The 15054-nt window shown below is 62.6% G+C and carries 16 protein-coding genes and 1 riboswitch; of the genes, 7 read left to right on the plus strand and 9 right to left on the minus strand.

Translation table 11 applies throughout. The features are described from left to right. The first annotated feature begins 2 nt into the window (after positions 1-2). The 4 genes from M0D68_RS25215 to M0D68_RS25230 are packed head-to-tail and all read left to right on the plus strand — an operon-like array spanning position 3 to position 3495. The gene (locus tag M0D68_RS25215; RefSeq protein WP_266225663.1) at positions 3-1640 is read left to right on the plus strand and encodes an ABC transporter ATP-binding protein; all 1638 of its coding nucleotides are present in this window, start codon (positions 3-5) and stop codon (positions 1638-1640) included. Then, positions 1637-2332, plus strand: coding sequence for a cysteine hydrolase family protein (locus M0D68_RS25220; protein WP_266225665.1), 696 nt, complete (start codon positions 1637-1639; stop codon positions 2330-2332). Before M0D68_RS25215 ends, M0D68_RS25220 begins: the two co-directional genes overlap by 4 nt. Beyond that, the gene (gene hpxZ, locus M0D68_RS25225) at positions 2323-2709 is read left to right on the plus strand and encodes an oxalurate catabolism protein HpxZ (protein WP_266225666.1); all 387 of its coding nucleotides are present in this window, start codon (positions 2323-2325) and stop codon (positions 2707-2709) included. The genes M0D68_RS25220 and hpxZ overlap by 10 nt, the downstream gene beginning before the upstream one ends. Before the next feature lie 36 nt (positions 2710-2745). After that, positions 2746-3495, plus strand: coding sequence for a GntR family transcriptional regulator (locus M0D68_RS25230; RefSeq protein ID WP_093645932.1), 750 nt, complete (start codon positions 2746-2748; stop codon positions 3493-3495). A gap of 32 nt (positions 3496-3527) precedes the next feature. On the opposite strand, the gene M0D68_RS25235 is transcribed toward M0D68_RS25230, so the two are convergent. Genes M0D68_RS25235 through M0D68_RS25250 form a run of 4 tightly spaced genes read right to left on the minus strand, consistent with a single transcriptional unit; the run spans position 3528 to position 7906 of the window. Further along, on the minus strand, positions 3528-4637 hold the full coding sequence (locus M0D68_RS25235; protein WP_266225667.1) for an alkene reductase: 1110 nt from the start codon (positions 4635-4637) through the stop codon (positions 3528-3530). Between the two features lie 45 nt (positions 4638-4682). Continuing rightward, a complete protein-coding gene (locus tag M0D68_RS25240) occupies positions 4683-5549 on the minus strand; it encodes an aldo/keto reductase (protein ID WP_266225669.1) in 867 nt (288 codons plus the stop codon). 8 nt (positions 5550-5557) lie between these two features. Beyond that, positions 5558-6775, minus strand: coding sequence for an MFS transporter (locus tag M0D68_RS25245; protein WP_266225670.1), 1218 nt, complete (start codon positions 6773-6775; stop codon positions 5558-5560). A gap of 12 nt (positions 6776-6787) precedes the next feature. Next, on the minus strand, positions 6788-7906 hold the full coding sequence (locus M0D68_RS25250) for an alkene reductase (protein ID WP_093645923.1): 1119 nt from the start codon (positions 7904-7906) through the stop codon (positions 6788-6790). Between the two features lie 213 nt (positions 7907-8119). Here M0D68_RS25250 and M0D68_RS25255 point away from each other — a divergent pair, with 213 nt between their 5' ends. Next, positions 8120-9004 carry a LysR substrate-binding domain-containing protein gene (locus tag M0D68_RS25255; RefSeq protein ID WP_266225671.1) on the plus strand — a complete coding sequence of 295 codons (885 nt, stop codon included), beginning with the start codon at positions 8120-8122 and terminating at the stop codon, positions 9002-9004. A 34-nt stretch (positions 9005-9038) separates the two neighbouring features. Here the strand turns inward: M0D68_RS25255 and M0D68_RS25260 are convergent, their stop codons facing one another. The 4 genes from M0D68_RS25260 to M0D68_RS25275 all read right to left on the minus strand — a co-directional run bounded on the left by M0D68_RS25260 (position 9039) and on the right by M0D68_RS25275 (position 12562). Beyond that, positions 9039-10082, minus strand: coding sequence for a rod shape-determining protein (locus tag M0D68_RS25260; protein WP_028194510.1), 1044 nt, complete (start codon positions 10080-10082; stop codon positions 9039-9041). Between the two features lie 120 nt (positions 10083-10202). Next, positions 10203-10613, minus strand: a complete 411-nt coding sequence (locus M0D68_RS25265) for a hypothetical protein (protein ID WP_244864191.1) — start codon at positions 10611-10613, stop codon at positions 10203-10205. A gap of 112 nt (positions 10614-10725) precedes the next feature. After that, complete coding sequence (locus M0D68_RS25270) at positions 10726-11769, minus strand: ABC transporter substrate-binding protein (RefSeq protein WP_093645918.1); 1044 nt, start codon at positions 11767-11769, stop codon at positions 10726-10728. A gap of 173 nt (positions 11770-11942) precedes the next feature. Continuing rightward, positions 11943-12076, minus strand: a riboswitch (guanidine-I (ykkC/yxkD leader). 117 nt (positions 12077-12193) lie between these two features. Continuing rightward, complete coding sequence (locus tag M0D68_RS25275; RefSeq protein WP_093645915.1) at positions 12194-12562, minus strand: MarR family transcriptional regulator; 369 nt, start codon at positions 12560-12562, stop codon at positions 12194-12196. Positions 12563-12718: 156 nt separating this feature from the next. Here M0D68_RS25275 and M0D68_RS25280 point away from each other — a divergent pair, with 156 nt between their 5' ends. Both M0D68_RS25280 and M0D68_RS25285 read left to right on the plus strand, forming a co-directional pair. Further along, a complete protein-coding gene (locus M0D68_RS25280) occupies positions 12719-13639 on the plus strand; it encodes a sugar phosphate isomerase/epimerase (protein ID WP_266225674.1) in 921 nt (306 codons plus the stop codon). A gap of 9 nt (positions 13640-13648) precedes the next feature. Then, positions 13649-14707 (plus strand): isopenicillin N synthase family oxygenase, encoded by a 1059-nt coding sequence (locus tag M0D68_RS25285; RefSeq protein WP_266225676.1) that lies wholly within the window; start codon positions 13649-13651, stop codon positions 14705-14707. A 35-nt stretch (positions 14708-14742) separates the two neighbouring features. On the opposite strand, the gene M0D68_RS25290 is transcribed toward M0D68_RS25285, so the two are convergent. Then, entirely contained in the window at positions 14743-14871 is a 129-nt protein-coding gene (locus tag M0D68_RS25290; RefSeq protein ID WP_266225678.1) for a hypothetical protein, read from the minus strand. Between the last annotated feature and the right edge of the window lie 183 nt (positions 14872-15054).

Consider the following 15054-nt stretch of genomic DNA (forward strand, 5'->3'; position numbering starts at 1 on the left):
TCATGACCACGGCGCCGAAGGCATTGGGTGTGGAAGTGCTGAACGCAAGCAAATCGTTCGGCGCGTTTCGCGCATTGGATAGCGTCTCGATCAAGGTCAAAGCCGGCACGATTCACGCGCTGCTCGGCGAGAACGGCGCGGGCAAGAGCACGCTCGTGAAGGGACTGGTCGGCTACGGCGTGCTCGACGGCGGGCAGATCGTCGCCGACGACCGTGAGGTCCACATCGCATCGCCGCGTGATGCACAAGCACTCGGCATCGGCATGGTGTATCAGCATTTCACATTAGCGTCCGGCCTTTCGGTCGAAGAAAACCTGTTGCTCGCACGCGGGCGGATGCCGTGGAAAATCGACTGGAAGAGCGAGCGCGCCGCGCTGGCTGCGTTCATGCAGCGCATGCCGTTCCGCTTGCCGCTCGACGCGCCGGTGGCCATGCTCGCCGCCGGTGAAAAGCAGAAACTCGAGATCCTGAAACAGCTTTATTTGCAGCAACGCTTCCTGATTCTCGACGAACCCACCTCGGTCTTGACACCGCAGGAAGCGGACGAAGTGCTAGGTCTGATGCGCGACCTGACCTCACGAGGCGAGCTGACGGTGCTGATGATCACGCACAAGTTCCGCGAAGTGATGGCCTATGCGGACGACGTCACCGTGTTGCGTAAGGGCAGACAAGTCGGCACGAGCGCGGTTGCCAACACCAGCCGCGATGAACTCGCAGCGTGGATGATGGGCACCGTCGCTACGCATGCGCCGAACGAGGTCTCTTTGAAGGACGAAGCGCCGGTGATGGCCGCGGTGACCGTGGAGCGCCTGCCACGCAAACCCGTCGACGACACGGCACAGGTGCGTCTCGCGTTGCACGACGTTTCAGTCGAAGACGATCGCGGCCACACCGCAGTCAAGCACGCGACGCTGTCCGTGCGCGCGGGCGAAATCCTCGGGCTTGCGGGCGTTTCTGGCAATGGACAAAAGGAGTTGGTGGAAGCGCTGGTCGGTCAACGTCGCGTGAAAGCCGGCGACATGGAGGTGGCGGGCAAGGCCTACCATGCAACGCGCGAAGAAATGACCCAAAGGCGCGTGTTCGCGATTCCCGAGGAGCCGCTAAAGAACGCCTGCGTCGCTGCGATGAGCGTGGCGCAGAACCTCGCGCTGCGCGACTTCGATCGCGAGCCGTTGCGGCGCGGCGGCTGGTGGCTCGACCGGCGCGCGGTGCGTGAGCGCGCCACGCAACTGATCGCCGAGTTCAACGTGCGTCCACCGCTACCCGAACGAACCATCGGCACGCTGTCGGGTGGCAATGTGCAGCGCGCGGTGCTGGCGCGCGAACTCGGACAGCCGGTGGATGTGCTGATCGTCGCGAATCCTGTGTTCGGTCTGGATTTCGCGTCGGTTGCCGATATCCATGCCCGTCTGATGGCTGCACGCGATGCTGGCGCGGCGGTGTTGCTGGTCAGCGAAGACCTCGACGAACTGCTCGAACTGGCCGACCGCATCGTGGTGATCGCGGAGGGCAAACTGGTGTTCGAGACGCCTGCGGCGCGCGCGGACCGGACCGTGCTCGGTCAGCATATGGCAGGGCACGGTGATACCCCGGCACATCCCGCCGTACCCGCAGAAAGAATGAAGGAAGCCATCGGATGACACAGCAAACCCTGTTGACGATCGACGCCCAGCCGGGTCCCTTCACCTTGGCCCCCACGAAAACCGCGTTGGTCGTGATCGACATGCAGCGCGATTTCATCGAACCGGGCGGCTTCGGCGAATCGCTTGGTAACGACGTGTCGCTGCTGGCCGAGATCGTGCCGACCGTCGCGGCATTGCTGGCCTTCGCGCGCGGGCATCAATGGCTCGTGGTGCACACGCGTGAATCGCATGCGGCGGATCTGTCCGACTGCCCGCCGGCAAAACGGCTGAGGGGTGCACCCAACGCCCGCATCGGCGATGCAGGACCGATGGGGCGCATCCTGATTCGCGGCGAACCCGGCAATGCGATCATCGAGCCGCTCGCGCCGCTTGCCGGTGAACTCGTGATCGACAAACCCGGCAAGGGTGCGTTCTACGCCACCCGGCTCGGCGAAGAGCTCGCGATGCGCGGCATCACGCATCTCGTGTTCGCGGGCGTGACCACCGAAGTGTGCGTGCAGACCTCGATGCGTGAAGCCAACGACCGCGGTTACGACAGTCTGCTGATCGAAGACGCAACCGCCAGCTATTTCCCCGCGTTCAAACAGGCGACGCTCGATATGGTGCGCTCGCAAGGCGGTATTGTCGGCTGGACCGCGCCGCTTTCTTCATTGACGAAACTCGACGAGACGATCCCTTCATGGAGATAAATCAACCCGAAGTGGTAGCTCAAGTGCAGGCAGCCTTTATTGAATACGAGCGGGCGCTGGTCGACAACGACGTCGCGGCGATGAACGCGCTTTTCTGGCACACGCCGGAGACGGTCCGTTATGGCATTGCCGAAATTCAGCATGGCGGCGAAGCGATCCGCGCGTGGCGCGAGACCTGCGAGCCAGTGCCGAAGTCGCGCAAACTGCATCGCACGGTGGTAACGACCTTCGGCGCCGACTTCGCCACCGTCAGCACGGAATTCACCAGCGACGCGACACCTTTGATCGGCCGCCAGATGCAGACGTGGGCGCGGTTTGGTTCCGCCGACGGCTGGAAAATCGTCGCGGCGCACGTCAGCCTTATCGCCATGCCATGAAACGCCGATAATAAGAAAAAAGGGGATGTGGCATCAATGAACGACGATACGACGAATCTGCTCGAGACTCCCACGGCGCCTGACACGCCTGCCGTGCCGGCCGCCGCCAATCCGCTCGCCGAGCAGGTGTACCAGCAACTGAAGAACGATATCTTCAGCTTCCGCCTGTTTCCCGGCGACCGGTTTTCCGAAAACGGCATCGCGCAACACTACGGCGTATCGCGCACGCCGATGCGCGACGGCCTGTTTCGTTTGCAACGCGAGGGCTATCTGGAAGTCGGCTTCAGGCGTGGCTGGAAGGTCTCGCCGATCAACTTCGACCAGCTCGATCAGCTCTACGATTTGCGCATCGTGCTGGAAGTGGCGGCCGTCGAACGTGTGGGGGCGGGCGGCGACGTCGCGCATGCGGCCGTGGAAGCGTTAAAAGCGATATGGTGTGTCGAGCCCGAATCGCGTGAGAGCGATCCGGTGAAGATGTTCGGCATGGATGAGAACTTTCACCGTCAACTGGTCGCGGCAACGGGCAACGCGGAGATGCTGCGCGTGCATAACGAGGTGACCGAGCGCATTCGCATCGTGCGTCGGCTGGACTTCCTCAAACCGCACCGCACGAGCGCCACCTACGACGAGCACGCCACCATGCTGAACCTGATCGAACGCAACCGGGTGACGGAAGCGATCATCCTGCTGCGCGCGCATATCACGCAGAGCAAGCTGGAAGTGCGCAAGATCACGCTGTCTATGTTGGCCGCGGCGCGCGATAGCAAGTTGCCGTTTGTGTCCTGAGTGATCTCAGCAAATCGCAATCAGCGCGACGATCAGGCCGAGCGCCTGTTTTCCTCGTCCTGGTAGCATGGGAAGTCGGTGTAACCGACGTGCGTGCCGCCCCAGAACGCCGCGCGATCATACGGGGTGAGTGGGAGCCTCTGTTGCAAACGGCGCGGCAGATCAGGATTCGACGTGAAGTGCCGGCCAAATGCGACCAGGTCGGCATCGCCCTTATGCAGAATTTCTTCCGCGCTATCGCCATTGAAGCCACCGGCGGCAATGATCGGGCCATCGAAAGCGCGGCGCAGCAGAGCGGACGCCACGGGCTTCTGATGCTCGTCGAGCGTTTCGACGCCTTTGACGCGCGGCTCGATAACGTGCAGATAGGCGAGGCCAAACCGGTTCAATTGCTCGGCCGCGTAGGTAAACGTCGCTTCGGGATTCGAGTCTGATATTGAACCCCACTGTCCGCTTGGCGATAAGCGCACGCCTACACGGTTCGCCCCCCACACAGATACGAGCGCGGTAACGACTTCGATCAGGAAGCGCGCGCGTTTTTCGATGGAGCCGCCGTACGCATCCGTACGCTTGTTGGTGCCGTCCTGCAGGAATGTATCGGCCAGGTAGCCATTCGCCGAGTGCAGTTCAACGCCGTCGAGGCCGGCAGCCAATGCGCGCTCGGCGCTCTTCCGGTAATACTCGATCACGGTCTGGATTTCGGCGACATCGATCGCGCGGTGCATCGAGACCGGCACCCAGCCGTTCTGCGTCAACGCTTCGCCTTCGAACGGCACCTCTGACGGCGCGATCGGCGCCACGCCGCCAGTCAGGTCGACGTGCGACTGGCGTCCGTCGTGTCCCAACTGCATGAAGATGCGGCCGCCCTTCGCATGAACGGCGTCGGCGATTCTTCGCCAGCCCGCGATGTGTGAGTCTTCATAGATGCCGGGTGCGCCGAGGTAGCCGCGGCTGTCGTAGGACACGTGCGTCGATTCGGTGATGATCAGGCCACCGTCGGAAGCGCGTTGGTTGTAGTACTCCAGCATCAATTCGCTGGGGCTGTCGTCGCTGTTCGCGCGAAGGCGCGTGGTCGGTGCATGCACCACGCGGTGATTCAACGTGTAAGGGCCGACTTGAAGTGGCGAAAAGAGTCTGGTCATCGTCAATCCTTGGTGAATATCGAATGCAATCGGCGCAGCGCTGGATTAGCGCTGCTGCCGTTGTGAGGTGGCGCGATCCAGCTCGCAGAATTCGCGGTCGGATAAGGTGATCGCGCCAGCCGCCACGTTCTCTTCCAGATGCGCGACGCGGGAGGTCCCCGGTATCGGCAGGATCACTGGACTGCGTTGCAATAGCCACGCGAGTGCGATCTGCGCGACGCTTGCCTGATGGTTGCGCGCAATGGTGTCGAGTAGCGAGCCGGGGCGGGTCAACTCGCCGGCAGCCAGCGGAAACCACGGGATAAAGCCAATGCCGTGAGCCGTGCAGTAATCCAGCACGTCTTCACTACCGCGGTCACCGAGGTTGAAGCGGTTTTGCACGGTCGCCACCTTGAAATGTTTCGAAGCAGCCTTGATGTCGGCCACCGAAACTTCACTCAGGCCGGCGTGACGGATCACGCCGCTGTCGATCAGGTGACGCACGGCGCCAAACTGCTCATCGCGCGCCACCGTGGGGTCGATGCGATGCAACTGCCACAGGCCGATCTGCTCGATACCAAGGCGCTGCAGGCTGCCGTGCGCTTGCTGAATCAGGTACTCAGGCCTGCCGTGCGGAGTCCACTGGTTGGGACCTGTGCGTGCGAATCCCGCCTTGGTTGCGACCAGCATCTCGGCACCATACGGATGCAGCGCTTCGCGGATCAATTCCTCCGAAACGTTCGGCCCATACGAGTCCGCCGTGTCGATGAAATTCACATCGAGTTCGGGCAGACGACGCAGCACGCGAATGGCTTCGGCACGATCGGTGGGCGCGCCCCAGATGCCCGGGCCGGTGATTCGCATTGCGCCAAAGCCGAGCCGGCGGACTTCAGCGTCGCCGCCAATTTTGAAAGTAGGGCGAGGGATAGTCATGTTTCACCTCATGCGGCAGTGACCGCACCGTTTTGCGCCCGAACCAGGTGTTTGCCGATGCTGGCGCTCAGGATCAGCGCCGCGACTTCGCAGAGAGCGGCGGTCCAACCGAGGTTGTTCACCGAGGTGAAACTCAAGGTCAGGGAGCCGAGTGCGGCGCCGAGCGAAAAGCCGAGATACATGAACGAAGCGTTCAGTGACAGGGCAATCGGCGTGCCGCGCAACCCGGCGAGATTGATCAGTCCTGCTTGCTGGGCAGGGTAGAAGGACCAGTGAGCAACGCCCCAGGCTACGACACCGATCAGCACGGGGACCAGCGCCAACGTCACTGGCAGCCAGTGCGCGCTCGCCGACATGAGGGAGAACGCAAGGATCGACACGCTCAGGCACGGGATGATCACGCGGCTCGGACCGAGGCGATCTACTGCCTTGCCGCCAATGAACACGCCGATCGCTGCCGCAACGCCCCAGGTGAACAGCACGTAGCCGATTTGCGCGCCGTGCAACGGCGTGGTCTTCGCAACGAACAGCGCCAGGTACGTATAGACGGTGTACGCGCCCATCGCCCACAGCGTGGTGACGAGCAAGGTCATCAGGATCACCGGCTGACGCGCAACTTGAATACGCTCGCGCAGCGTGGCAACCGGCAATCCTGCGCCGATGCTGCGCGGCAGGCCGAGCAGCAAACCTGCCGTAGCCGCGGCGGACAGGGCGGCGACGCCCGCAAAGGTCATGCGCCAGCCGAGCCGGTCACCGACGAACGCGCCCATTGGCACACCAAAAGCAACCGCGATCGTGATCCCGCCGTTGACGATGGCGAGCGCCGTACCACGCCTCTCCGGGCCGGCAATGGCGCCGGCCAGCGCGTTGGCGCCGGGCACATACAGACCGGCGGCCGCGGCGAGCAGGATGCGCGCCGCCATCAATTCCCAATAGTTCTGGGCGGCCCAGGCGATGACGTTCGCCACGGTGAAGGCAGAGAGCGACAGGATCAGCGTGCGCCGATGGAACGCGCCTGTCAGTGCCGTCAGGACCGGCGAGCTGAGTGCGTAGGCCAAGGCAAACACCGTGACGAGCTGGCCCGTGGCGACAATGCTGGTATGCAGGTCGGTGGCAATGTCGGGCAACAGGCCGGCAATCATGAAGCTTTCGGTGCCGACCGCGAATGTCCCTAACGCGAGCCAGTAAAGCGGCGTCAGGGAAGTTGGCTGGGTGGTGCTGTTCATCGTGTGCTCCGCTTACGCTGTGACAGCGTCCGTGGTTTCGGTGCTGTAGAACGGGTAGTCGGTATAGCCGACGTCGGTGCCGCCGAAGAAGGTGGGGCGGTCATACGGGTTCAGCGGCAACTGAAGCCGCAGGCGTTCGGGCAGATCCGGGTTGGCGATGAAGTCGCGACCAAAGGCGACCAGGTCGGCGTCGCCTGCCTGCAGGACGGCTTCGGCGCTTGCGGCCTTGAAGCCGCCGGCGGCGATGATGACGCCCTTGTAGTGCTTGCGGATCAGTTGTGCGGCGACCGGGTTCGGGTCCTTGCTGTCGTCGTCGACGTTGCCCAGCACGCGCGGCTCGATCAGGTGCAGATAGGCCAGGTTCAGTTTCGCCAGTTCCTGCGCGACGTAGCTGAAGAGTCCTTCCGGATTGCTGTCCGACATATCACCCCACGTGCCGCTCGGGCCAAGGCGCACGGCCACACGGTCGCTGCCCCACACCGAGATGACGGCCCGGGTGGCTTCGATCAGGAAGCGGGCGCGGTTTTCGAACGAGCCGCCGTAGATGTCGGTGCGCTTGTTGCTGCCGTCCTGCAGGAACTGATCGAACAGGTAGCCATTGGCAGCGTGCAGTTCGACACCGTCGAAGCCGGCTTCCTTGCCGCGAATCGCGGCGGTGCGGAAGCTCTCCACCAGTCCGGCGATCTCGGGGATGGTCAGCGCGCGGCTCGGCGTGTTCGGAATCCAGCCCGCTTCGGTGTAGGCAACGCCACCATGCGGCACGGCAGAAGGCGCCACCGGCTCCACGCCGCCTGGTTGCAATTGGCTGTTGGACTGGCGTCCCGCGTGATAGAGCTGCAGGAAGATGCGGCCGCCTTTGGCGTGCACGGCGTCCGTCACCTGCTTCCAGCCGGCGATCTGGCTATCGTCGTAGAGACCCGGCGCGCCAAGGTAGCCGTTGCCATTGGGAGCGGCGATGGTGGCTTCACCGATCAGGAAACCGCCTTCCGACGCGCGCTGCGCATAGTATTCGGCCATCAACGGGCCGGGCTTCGCGCCTTCGTCGGCACGCATGCGGGTGAGCGGTGCCAGCACGACACGATGGGACAACTGGTAGGGACCGACTTTGACTGCGGAATGGAGCTTCGACATGATTTCCTCGAGATTGAGTGGCTGGTGACTTTCAATCGCCAGCGGGCTTTCGACCTTGAGGAGCAGTGTATGGACGGACAGAGATAAGAAAAATAGGCTAAGGTTCCGAATATATCGGACGTAGAAGTCCGCAATTGAGTCGTCACCGGGTTTCGACCGCTCGCCTGCGTCGCCCGGCCGGCGCCAATCGGCCTTGGGCCTCGGGACGCTGCAATGGACAGCCTCAGCGGCATTTCGGTGTTTGTGCAGGTGGCGGAAACGCGCAGTTTTACCGAGGCGGCCCGGCTGCTTGGCGTATCGTCTTCGGCGGTCGGCAAAAGCGTTGCGCGCACCGAGCAGCGCCTCGGCGTGCGGCTCTTTCATCGCAGCACGCGCAGCATCACGCTAACGGCCGAAGGGGCGCTGTTCCTCGAACGATGCCGGCGTATCCTCGGCGAGCTCGAAGCGGCGGAAGCCGAACTGTCCGACGCCGCCGGCAGCCCGCGCGGCAGACTGCGGATCAGCACGCCGCAACTGTCCGAGCTGATCATGCCGGCGCTAGACGGCTTCATGCTGCAATACCCGGACATCGAACTCGACGTCGATCTCTCCGATCGCATGGTGGACATCATCGAAGAAGGCTTCGATGCGGTGATACGCACGGGTGAGCAGCACGATTCGAGGCTGGTGTCGCGGCGCCTCGGTTCCTGCGGCCAGGTGCTGGTCGCTTCGCCTGGTTATCTGGAGAAGCACGGCGTACCCAGGCATCCGTCCGAACTCGTGCAGCATGCCTGTCTGCTACATAAATTCCCCGCCAGCGGCAAACTGGAACGCTGGCCGTTTCAGCTCGCCGCGTCGGAAGCGGAGCCGGAGTTGCCGCAAACCTTTGTCGCCAACACGATTGAAGTGCTGGGCTTTCTGGCGCTTCAGAACAAGGGGCTTGCCTTCCTGCCGACCTTCCTCGTGCGCGATGCGCTGGCGAGCGGCGCGTTACAGATCGTGCTCGACGATTTCATCGACCAGACCGTCACCTTCTGGATTTTGTGGCCGGCGAGCCGCTACGCGTCGCCGAAGCTGCGCGTCTTTATCGACTATGTCAGCCAGAATCTGCGGATCTGATAGCAACGGCAAAGAAACGTCTAAAAGCTGAGCTTTACTCGTACGAGAAAGCCCCGCCGAACTTGTCCATCCGCTCCAGCGCCATGCCCGAACCACGCACCACACAGGTCAACGGCGCTTCAGCGACGAACACCGGCAAGCCCGTTTCTTCCGCGAGCAGGCGGTCGAGATCGCGCAGCAACGCACCGCCGCCCGCGAGCATGATGCCGCGCTCGGCGATGTCGGCGCCCAGTTCCGGCGGTGTCTGTTCCAGCGCGATCTTCACCGCCGAAACGATCTGGTTCAGCGGATCGGTGAGCGCTTCGAGTATCTCGTTGCTGGACACCGTGAAGCTGCGCGGAATGCCTTCGGACATATTGCGGCCCTTGACCTCCATCTCCTTGACTTCGGAGCCCGGAAACGCGGAGCCGATTTCTTTCTTGATCGCCTCGGCGGTCTGCTCGCCGATCAGCATCCCGTAGTTGCGGCGAATGTAGTTGACGATCGCATCGTCGAACTTGTCGCCGCCTACGCGCACCGAACCTTTATAGACGACACCGCCGAGGGAGATCACGCCCACTTCGGTCGTGCCGCCGCCAATATCGACCACCATCGAGCCGGTCGCTTCCGACACAGGCAGGCCGGCGCCGGTCGCCGCCGCCATCGGTTCTTCGATCAGATAGACCTGCGAGGCGCCCGCGCTATGTGCAGCTTCCTTGATCGCACGGCGCTCGACCTGAGTCGACCCGCACGGCACACAGATGATGATGCGCGGCGACGGCGCGAACATCCGCGACTCGTGCGCCATCTGGATGAAGCGCTTGATCATCTGCTGGGTGATGTTGAAGTCGGCGATCACGCCGTCCTTCATCGGGCGGATCGCCTCGATATTGCCCGGCACCTTGCCGAGCATCTGTTTCGCTTCCTTGCCGACGGCCAGAATGATCTTCTTACCGTTCGGGCCGCCTTCCTGACGAATCGAGACCACCGAGGGTTCGTCCAGCACGATGCCCTTGCCACGCATATAGATCAGCGTGTTCGACGTGCCGAGGTCGATTGCCAGGTCGTTGGAAAAATAGCCACGCAAAAAACCGAACATGCAAATTCCTGTCTCGCTGATGCCGGGCGCGTGAGCGCGCCGCTTGGGATGCCGCCCGGAGGCGGCAGGCGACCAGGTGATGGCCGGAGAGAGGGAAGAATAACAGCTTCGGGCGCCGGGCTACTTCGGCGGGCGTGCGCGCAGCAAGTTGTCGGCCTGCCATTTGATGCGGTCGCAGTTGCTTTTGACGCGCACTGCGAATTCCGACGGGGAGTTGAGCTGCAGCGAGCGCATCTGCATCGCATCGCTATCCCCGCGCGCCCAACCGGCCTGCCAGCGCGTATCGAACTGGCTGGCTTCGGTGAGGACCTTTCTGAGTTTCTGCTTGTACTCGACCACGTCCTGCTCGGAACCTCCGCAGAATTCCTTAGCAAAGCGGGCGCGCTGACCCGCGGCTTCCGCGCTGCCGTTGTCGCTCTCTTCGCTCGCTAACGCGGATCGCGGCTGGGCCAGCAGCAGAAGCGACAAAAGCAGCGCCAGTACGGGTGCCAGCGCGAGCAGGGCGTGATAGCGAGATTGGTTTTTATACACGATGCCTCCTTGTGGCCGTCCTCCGGCGCCGCAATGAAGCGCATGTGTGCAGCGATGGAGCGTGCTGCCCCCATATTACCGTGTATAGCTATAGACGCCCGCCCAGTATTACTTACGGCGCATTGGTCAACGCCGGATCCAGATAGGCGCTCACGTTCTGCGACTGCTTGTAGACGGCGTTGCGTACGTTGAACTTGTCCGCGTTCACGCTCGACCCGTACACCGAGTCCAGCCCGTCACCCTTGACGAAGGCCTTCCTCGCCGCCGCCGCGTCGAGCAGGTGCGTGCCTTTCAGCAACGGCAGATACTGGGCCGGCGTCAGGCCGACGCGCGCGGACATGATCTTGACGGCATCCGGTTGCGTCTTCGGATCGTTGATGTAGGCCACGCAGCGATACCAGACCTTGATCACCTTGGCCCAGTCGGCCTTGCGCGACTGCAGACTGACCGGATTGACCGTGATCGCGTCGTAGATCAGGCCCGGCGCGTCGGCTGAGGTAAAGATCGGACGTGAGCCCGGCACGCGCTTGAGTGCTTCGCCCGCGTTCGGTTGCCATGCACCGACCGCGGCGACATCGCCGGACGACGCCAGCACTTGCGGCAACTCGTTCGTCTTGGCGTTGACGAGCGTGATGTCCGATTCCTTGAGCGCATGCTTTTCGAGCGCGGTGTCCAGCAGCAGGTGATCGACCAGACCCATTTCCACACCGACCTTCTTGCCCTTAAGTCCGGCCACCGTGCGAATGGGCGGCTTGGCCACGATCATGTCGTTGCCGCTCGAATAGTCGGTCAGAAGGATCATCACGTTTTTGGCGCCGCTTGCGCCGGTGACGAGCGCATCGCCATTGGTCGCGCCGACCGCGTCGAGTTTGCCGGCGGAGAACGCATCGAGCGAGGCCGAGTAGTCGAACCATTGGAAATTGACATCCACGCCGGCTTCCTTGAACCAGCCTTTGTCGATGGCAACCTGGAACGCGACGAAGCCGGGCCAGTCGCTATAGCCGATGGCAAGGGGCGTGGCTGCTTGTGCAGGCGCGGCGGCAAAGCCGATGGCGACCGCAGCGGCAGCGCCGGCGATCGCGCCACGCACGCGGCGCGACGAGGCAAGGCTGCTCAGTAAAGTGAGGGACGTACGGGCGGATTCGAAGCGTTTCATCGTTTTCTCCAGGAGACCGGTCAATTGCGATTGTTGAGTTGGATCGCGCGGCGACTGCGCGATAAAACAACATGACCGGTTCCCGCGAGAATCCGAATGGTGCGGACACTGCGCGAAAACTGCGGGAGACAAACGCCGGCCACGGAGAGGCACGATAGGCATCGCTATCGCCAATCTCCCGGGCTTTTGTCCCGCCGTGTAGTGCGGCCAGCTCGTTCCCGGATCAAGTCCGAATCGAACGAACGGGTGCACCGGGCTGCTCTCGGACCAGACATTCTCGCGAACCGGAACCCTAGCATCCCTAAGATGCGACGCTGCCGCACCTCTCAGGGGTTAATCTAGCGAGAAATATGCCAGCCGGATTGCGCGATGCGTCGAGATGTTCGTTATGCGAATGCTTCAACGCAGACATGGCGTCAAAAGCTCAATCCAGGGTGGCAAAACGCTGATGCACATAGGCGAGAAACTGTTCGAGGCGTTCCTCGATCGAGGCCGCGAGACTGACCCGTTTGATGCGGCGATCCGCGTCGGAACTCGTCTCCAACAACCAGCCGGCATCGATCAGCTCCTGCACGTAGCGCACCGCAGTGCGGCGGCTCACGCCCGGCATGAACTCGTAGAGGGCCGTCTTGGCGAAGTCATCTTCCGGCTCCACCCACATCCGGCAAAACAGATCGCTGTAGTTGAGGTCGTTCAGCCCCAGGTCGCCGAAATGCGCCGACCACTGCCAGTCCATGTCGAGAATGGCGCGCGCGACGGCTTGCCCCTTGTGACGCGCAAGTTTCTTCTTCATCGATTCACCACGAGGAGGAGGGGTGCACAGTTTAAGTGCTAATCGCGCCGGAAATCGGGCGCGCCAGAATTATGCATGGCGAGGCTGAGATATTTTATTGGCGAAGGAAATTCGTGTGTACCATTGCATGCAATTTTGCATGTAATTGGAGAGGCGATGAAATTCGAACTGTTCAAGACGTTCTGGGGATTCGATGGCGGTCCGCACGATGCGGCGCCACTGGTACGTGCCGCCGGGTTCGACGGTATCGAAGCGCCCGTTCCGGCGGGTGGGGTTGAGCGTGAAGCGTTTGCGCAGGCAATCGCGGATGAGCGTCTCGAGTTCATCGCGGAAATTACGACGGCGGGCAGTTATGTACCGGAACGGTCCGCCACGCCGGCGGACCATCTGCGCGACTTCGAAGAAAAAATCGTATGGGGCAAGCCGCTCAAGCCACGCTTTTTCAATGTGATGGCGGGCTGCGACGCATGGCCGGCCGCCACCCAGGTGGATTTCTTCGCACGCGCAGTGGAGATTGCCGCGAAGCACGAGGTGACCTGCAGCTTCGAGACGCATCGAGGCCGCTCGTTCTACAACCCGTGGATTACCCGCGACGTCGCGCGTGCCGTGCCGGACCTCAAGCTGACTTGCGATTTCAGCCATTGGGTGTCGGTGTGTGAGCGTCTGCTCGACGGTGAATGGGACACGATCCTTGAGCTTGCGCCGCATGCGCATCATCTGCACGGGCGTGTTGGCTATCCGCAAGGTCCGCAGGTGCCGCATCCGGCTGCGCCCGAGTACGCCGACTGCCTCGCCTCGCATCAGCGGATCTGGGAGGCGTTGTGGAGCGCGCAGATCGACAGGGGCTATACGACAACGACCATGACGCCCGAGTTCGGCCCCGATGGCTATCTGCACACCTTGCCGTTTACGAACGCGCCCGTGGCCGATCTGTGGGAGATCAACACGTGGATGGGGCGCGAAGAGCGACGCCACATCGCGGCGTTTCTTGCTGGACGTGAGGCGCGTGGCGGCCTACAAACCGAATCGCAAACGCATTCGCCGACTCAATTTTCCGCCGAACCTCAGCACGCGTAGGCCACGCTCATGAGCCAATCCCACACCCATTTCGACCGCTTGCCCGTTGTCGACGTAAGCGGTCTCTTTAGTGATGACCCGGACCAGCGTCTTGCAACCGCACGCGAACTCGACCGCGCGGCGCGTGACGCGGGCTTTTTCTACGTCACCGGCCATCAGGTCTCGCGCGCACAGCAAGCTGCGCTAATAGATCAGGCCAAGCAGTTCTTCGCCGCTCCCGACGACTGGAAAATGCGCTACTACATCGGCAAATCAACCGCGCATCGTGGCTATGTACCCGAGGGCGAAGAGGTTTTCGCAGGCGGCAAGCGCGACAGGAAGGAGGGCTTCGACACGGGCCGGGAGTTGCCACCCGACGACCCGGATGTCCAGGCCGGCACGCCGATGCTCGGGCCGAATATGTGGCCCGAGCAGCCGGGCTTTCGTGACGCCGTCGGCGGCTATTACGAGGCGGCGTTCGCGCTCGGCCGCGCGTTGTTCCGTGGCTTCTCGCTTGCACTCGGTTTGCCGGAAACGCATTTCGACAGCTATCTGCAGAAGCCCCCGAGTCAACTGCGCCTGCTTCACTATCCCTTCGACCCGTCCGCGGAAGACCGGCCGGGCATCGGCGCGCATACGGACTACGAGTGCTTCACGATCCTGCTGCCGACGGCGCCGGGTCTGGAAGTGATGAACGGCGAAGGCGAGTGGATCGACGCGCCGCCGGTCGACAACGCGTTTGTCGTGAACATCGGCGACATGCTGGAGGCGTGGACGGGCGGCACGTATGTGGCGACGTCACATCGCGTGCGCAAGGTGAGGGAAGAACGCTACTCGTTTCCGCTCTTCTTTGCCTGCGACTATCACACCGTGGTCACGCCACTGCCGCAGTTCGCGACACCCGAGGCGCTGGCGAAATACCAGCCGGTTTCGGCAGGCGATCATCTGTTTGCGCAGACGGCGCAGAGCTTTACCTATTTGAAGCAGCGTCTCGAACGCGGTGAACTGGTATTGCCGGAGGGATCGAAGGGGTTGGCGAGCTTTGGGCAGCAGGCTCGTTATGCGGGCACCGAGCAGGATGTTGTTTAGCGGGAACCCGCATCAGGACTACGGCGCCGCCTCGTCTACGAGCGGCGCCGTTGCTTTTGCAGTTCGATGAAACGCGCCGACATCAGCGTGTAGAGCATGCGGCGAAGCGTGGCAAGCGTGAGCATGGTCGGATGAGGGCCGTGAATAGTGTGACGCTTTATCACGCACACACCGTGCCATCGTGTAAAGCGCCTACCCACCGTCAGACACGTGATCACGCAGCCCAATCATGGTGCCTCACGCATTCAACTGGTGCCGATTCACCCTCGGCCGTGGTGCGTGCGCCATCAGACCAATGAACCTCTGCTTGCCGCATTGCGCCGCCGATACCATTCAATCCCTTGCCA

Origin of the sequence: Paraburkholderia sp. SEWSISQ10-3 4 (assembly GCF_030464785.1) — a bacterium.
Taxonomy (GTDB): domain Bacteria; phylum Pseudomonadota; class Gammaproteobacteria; order Burkholderiales; family Burkholderiaceae; genus Paraburkholderia; species Paraburkholderia aspalathi.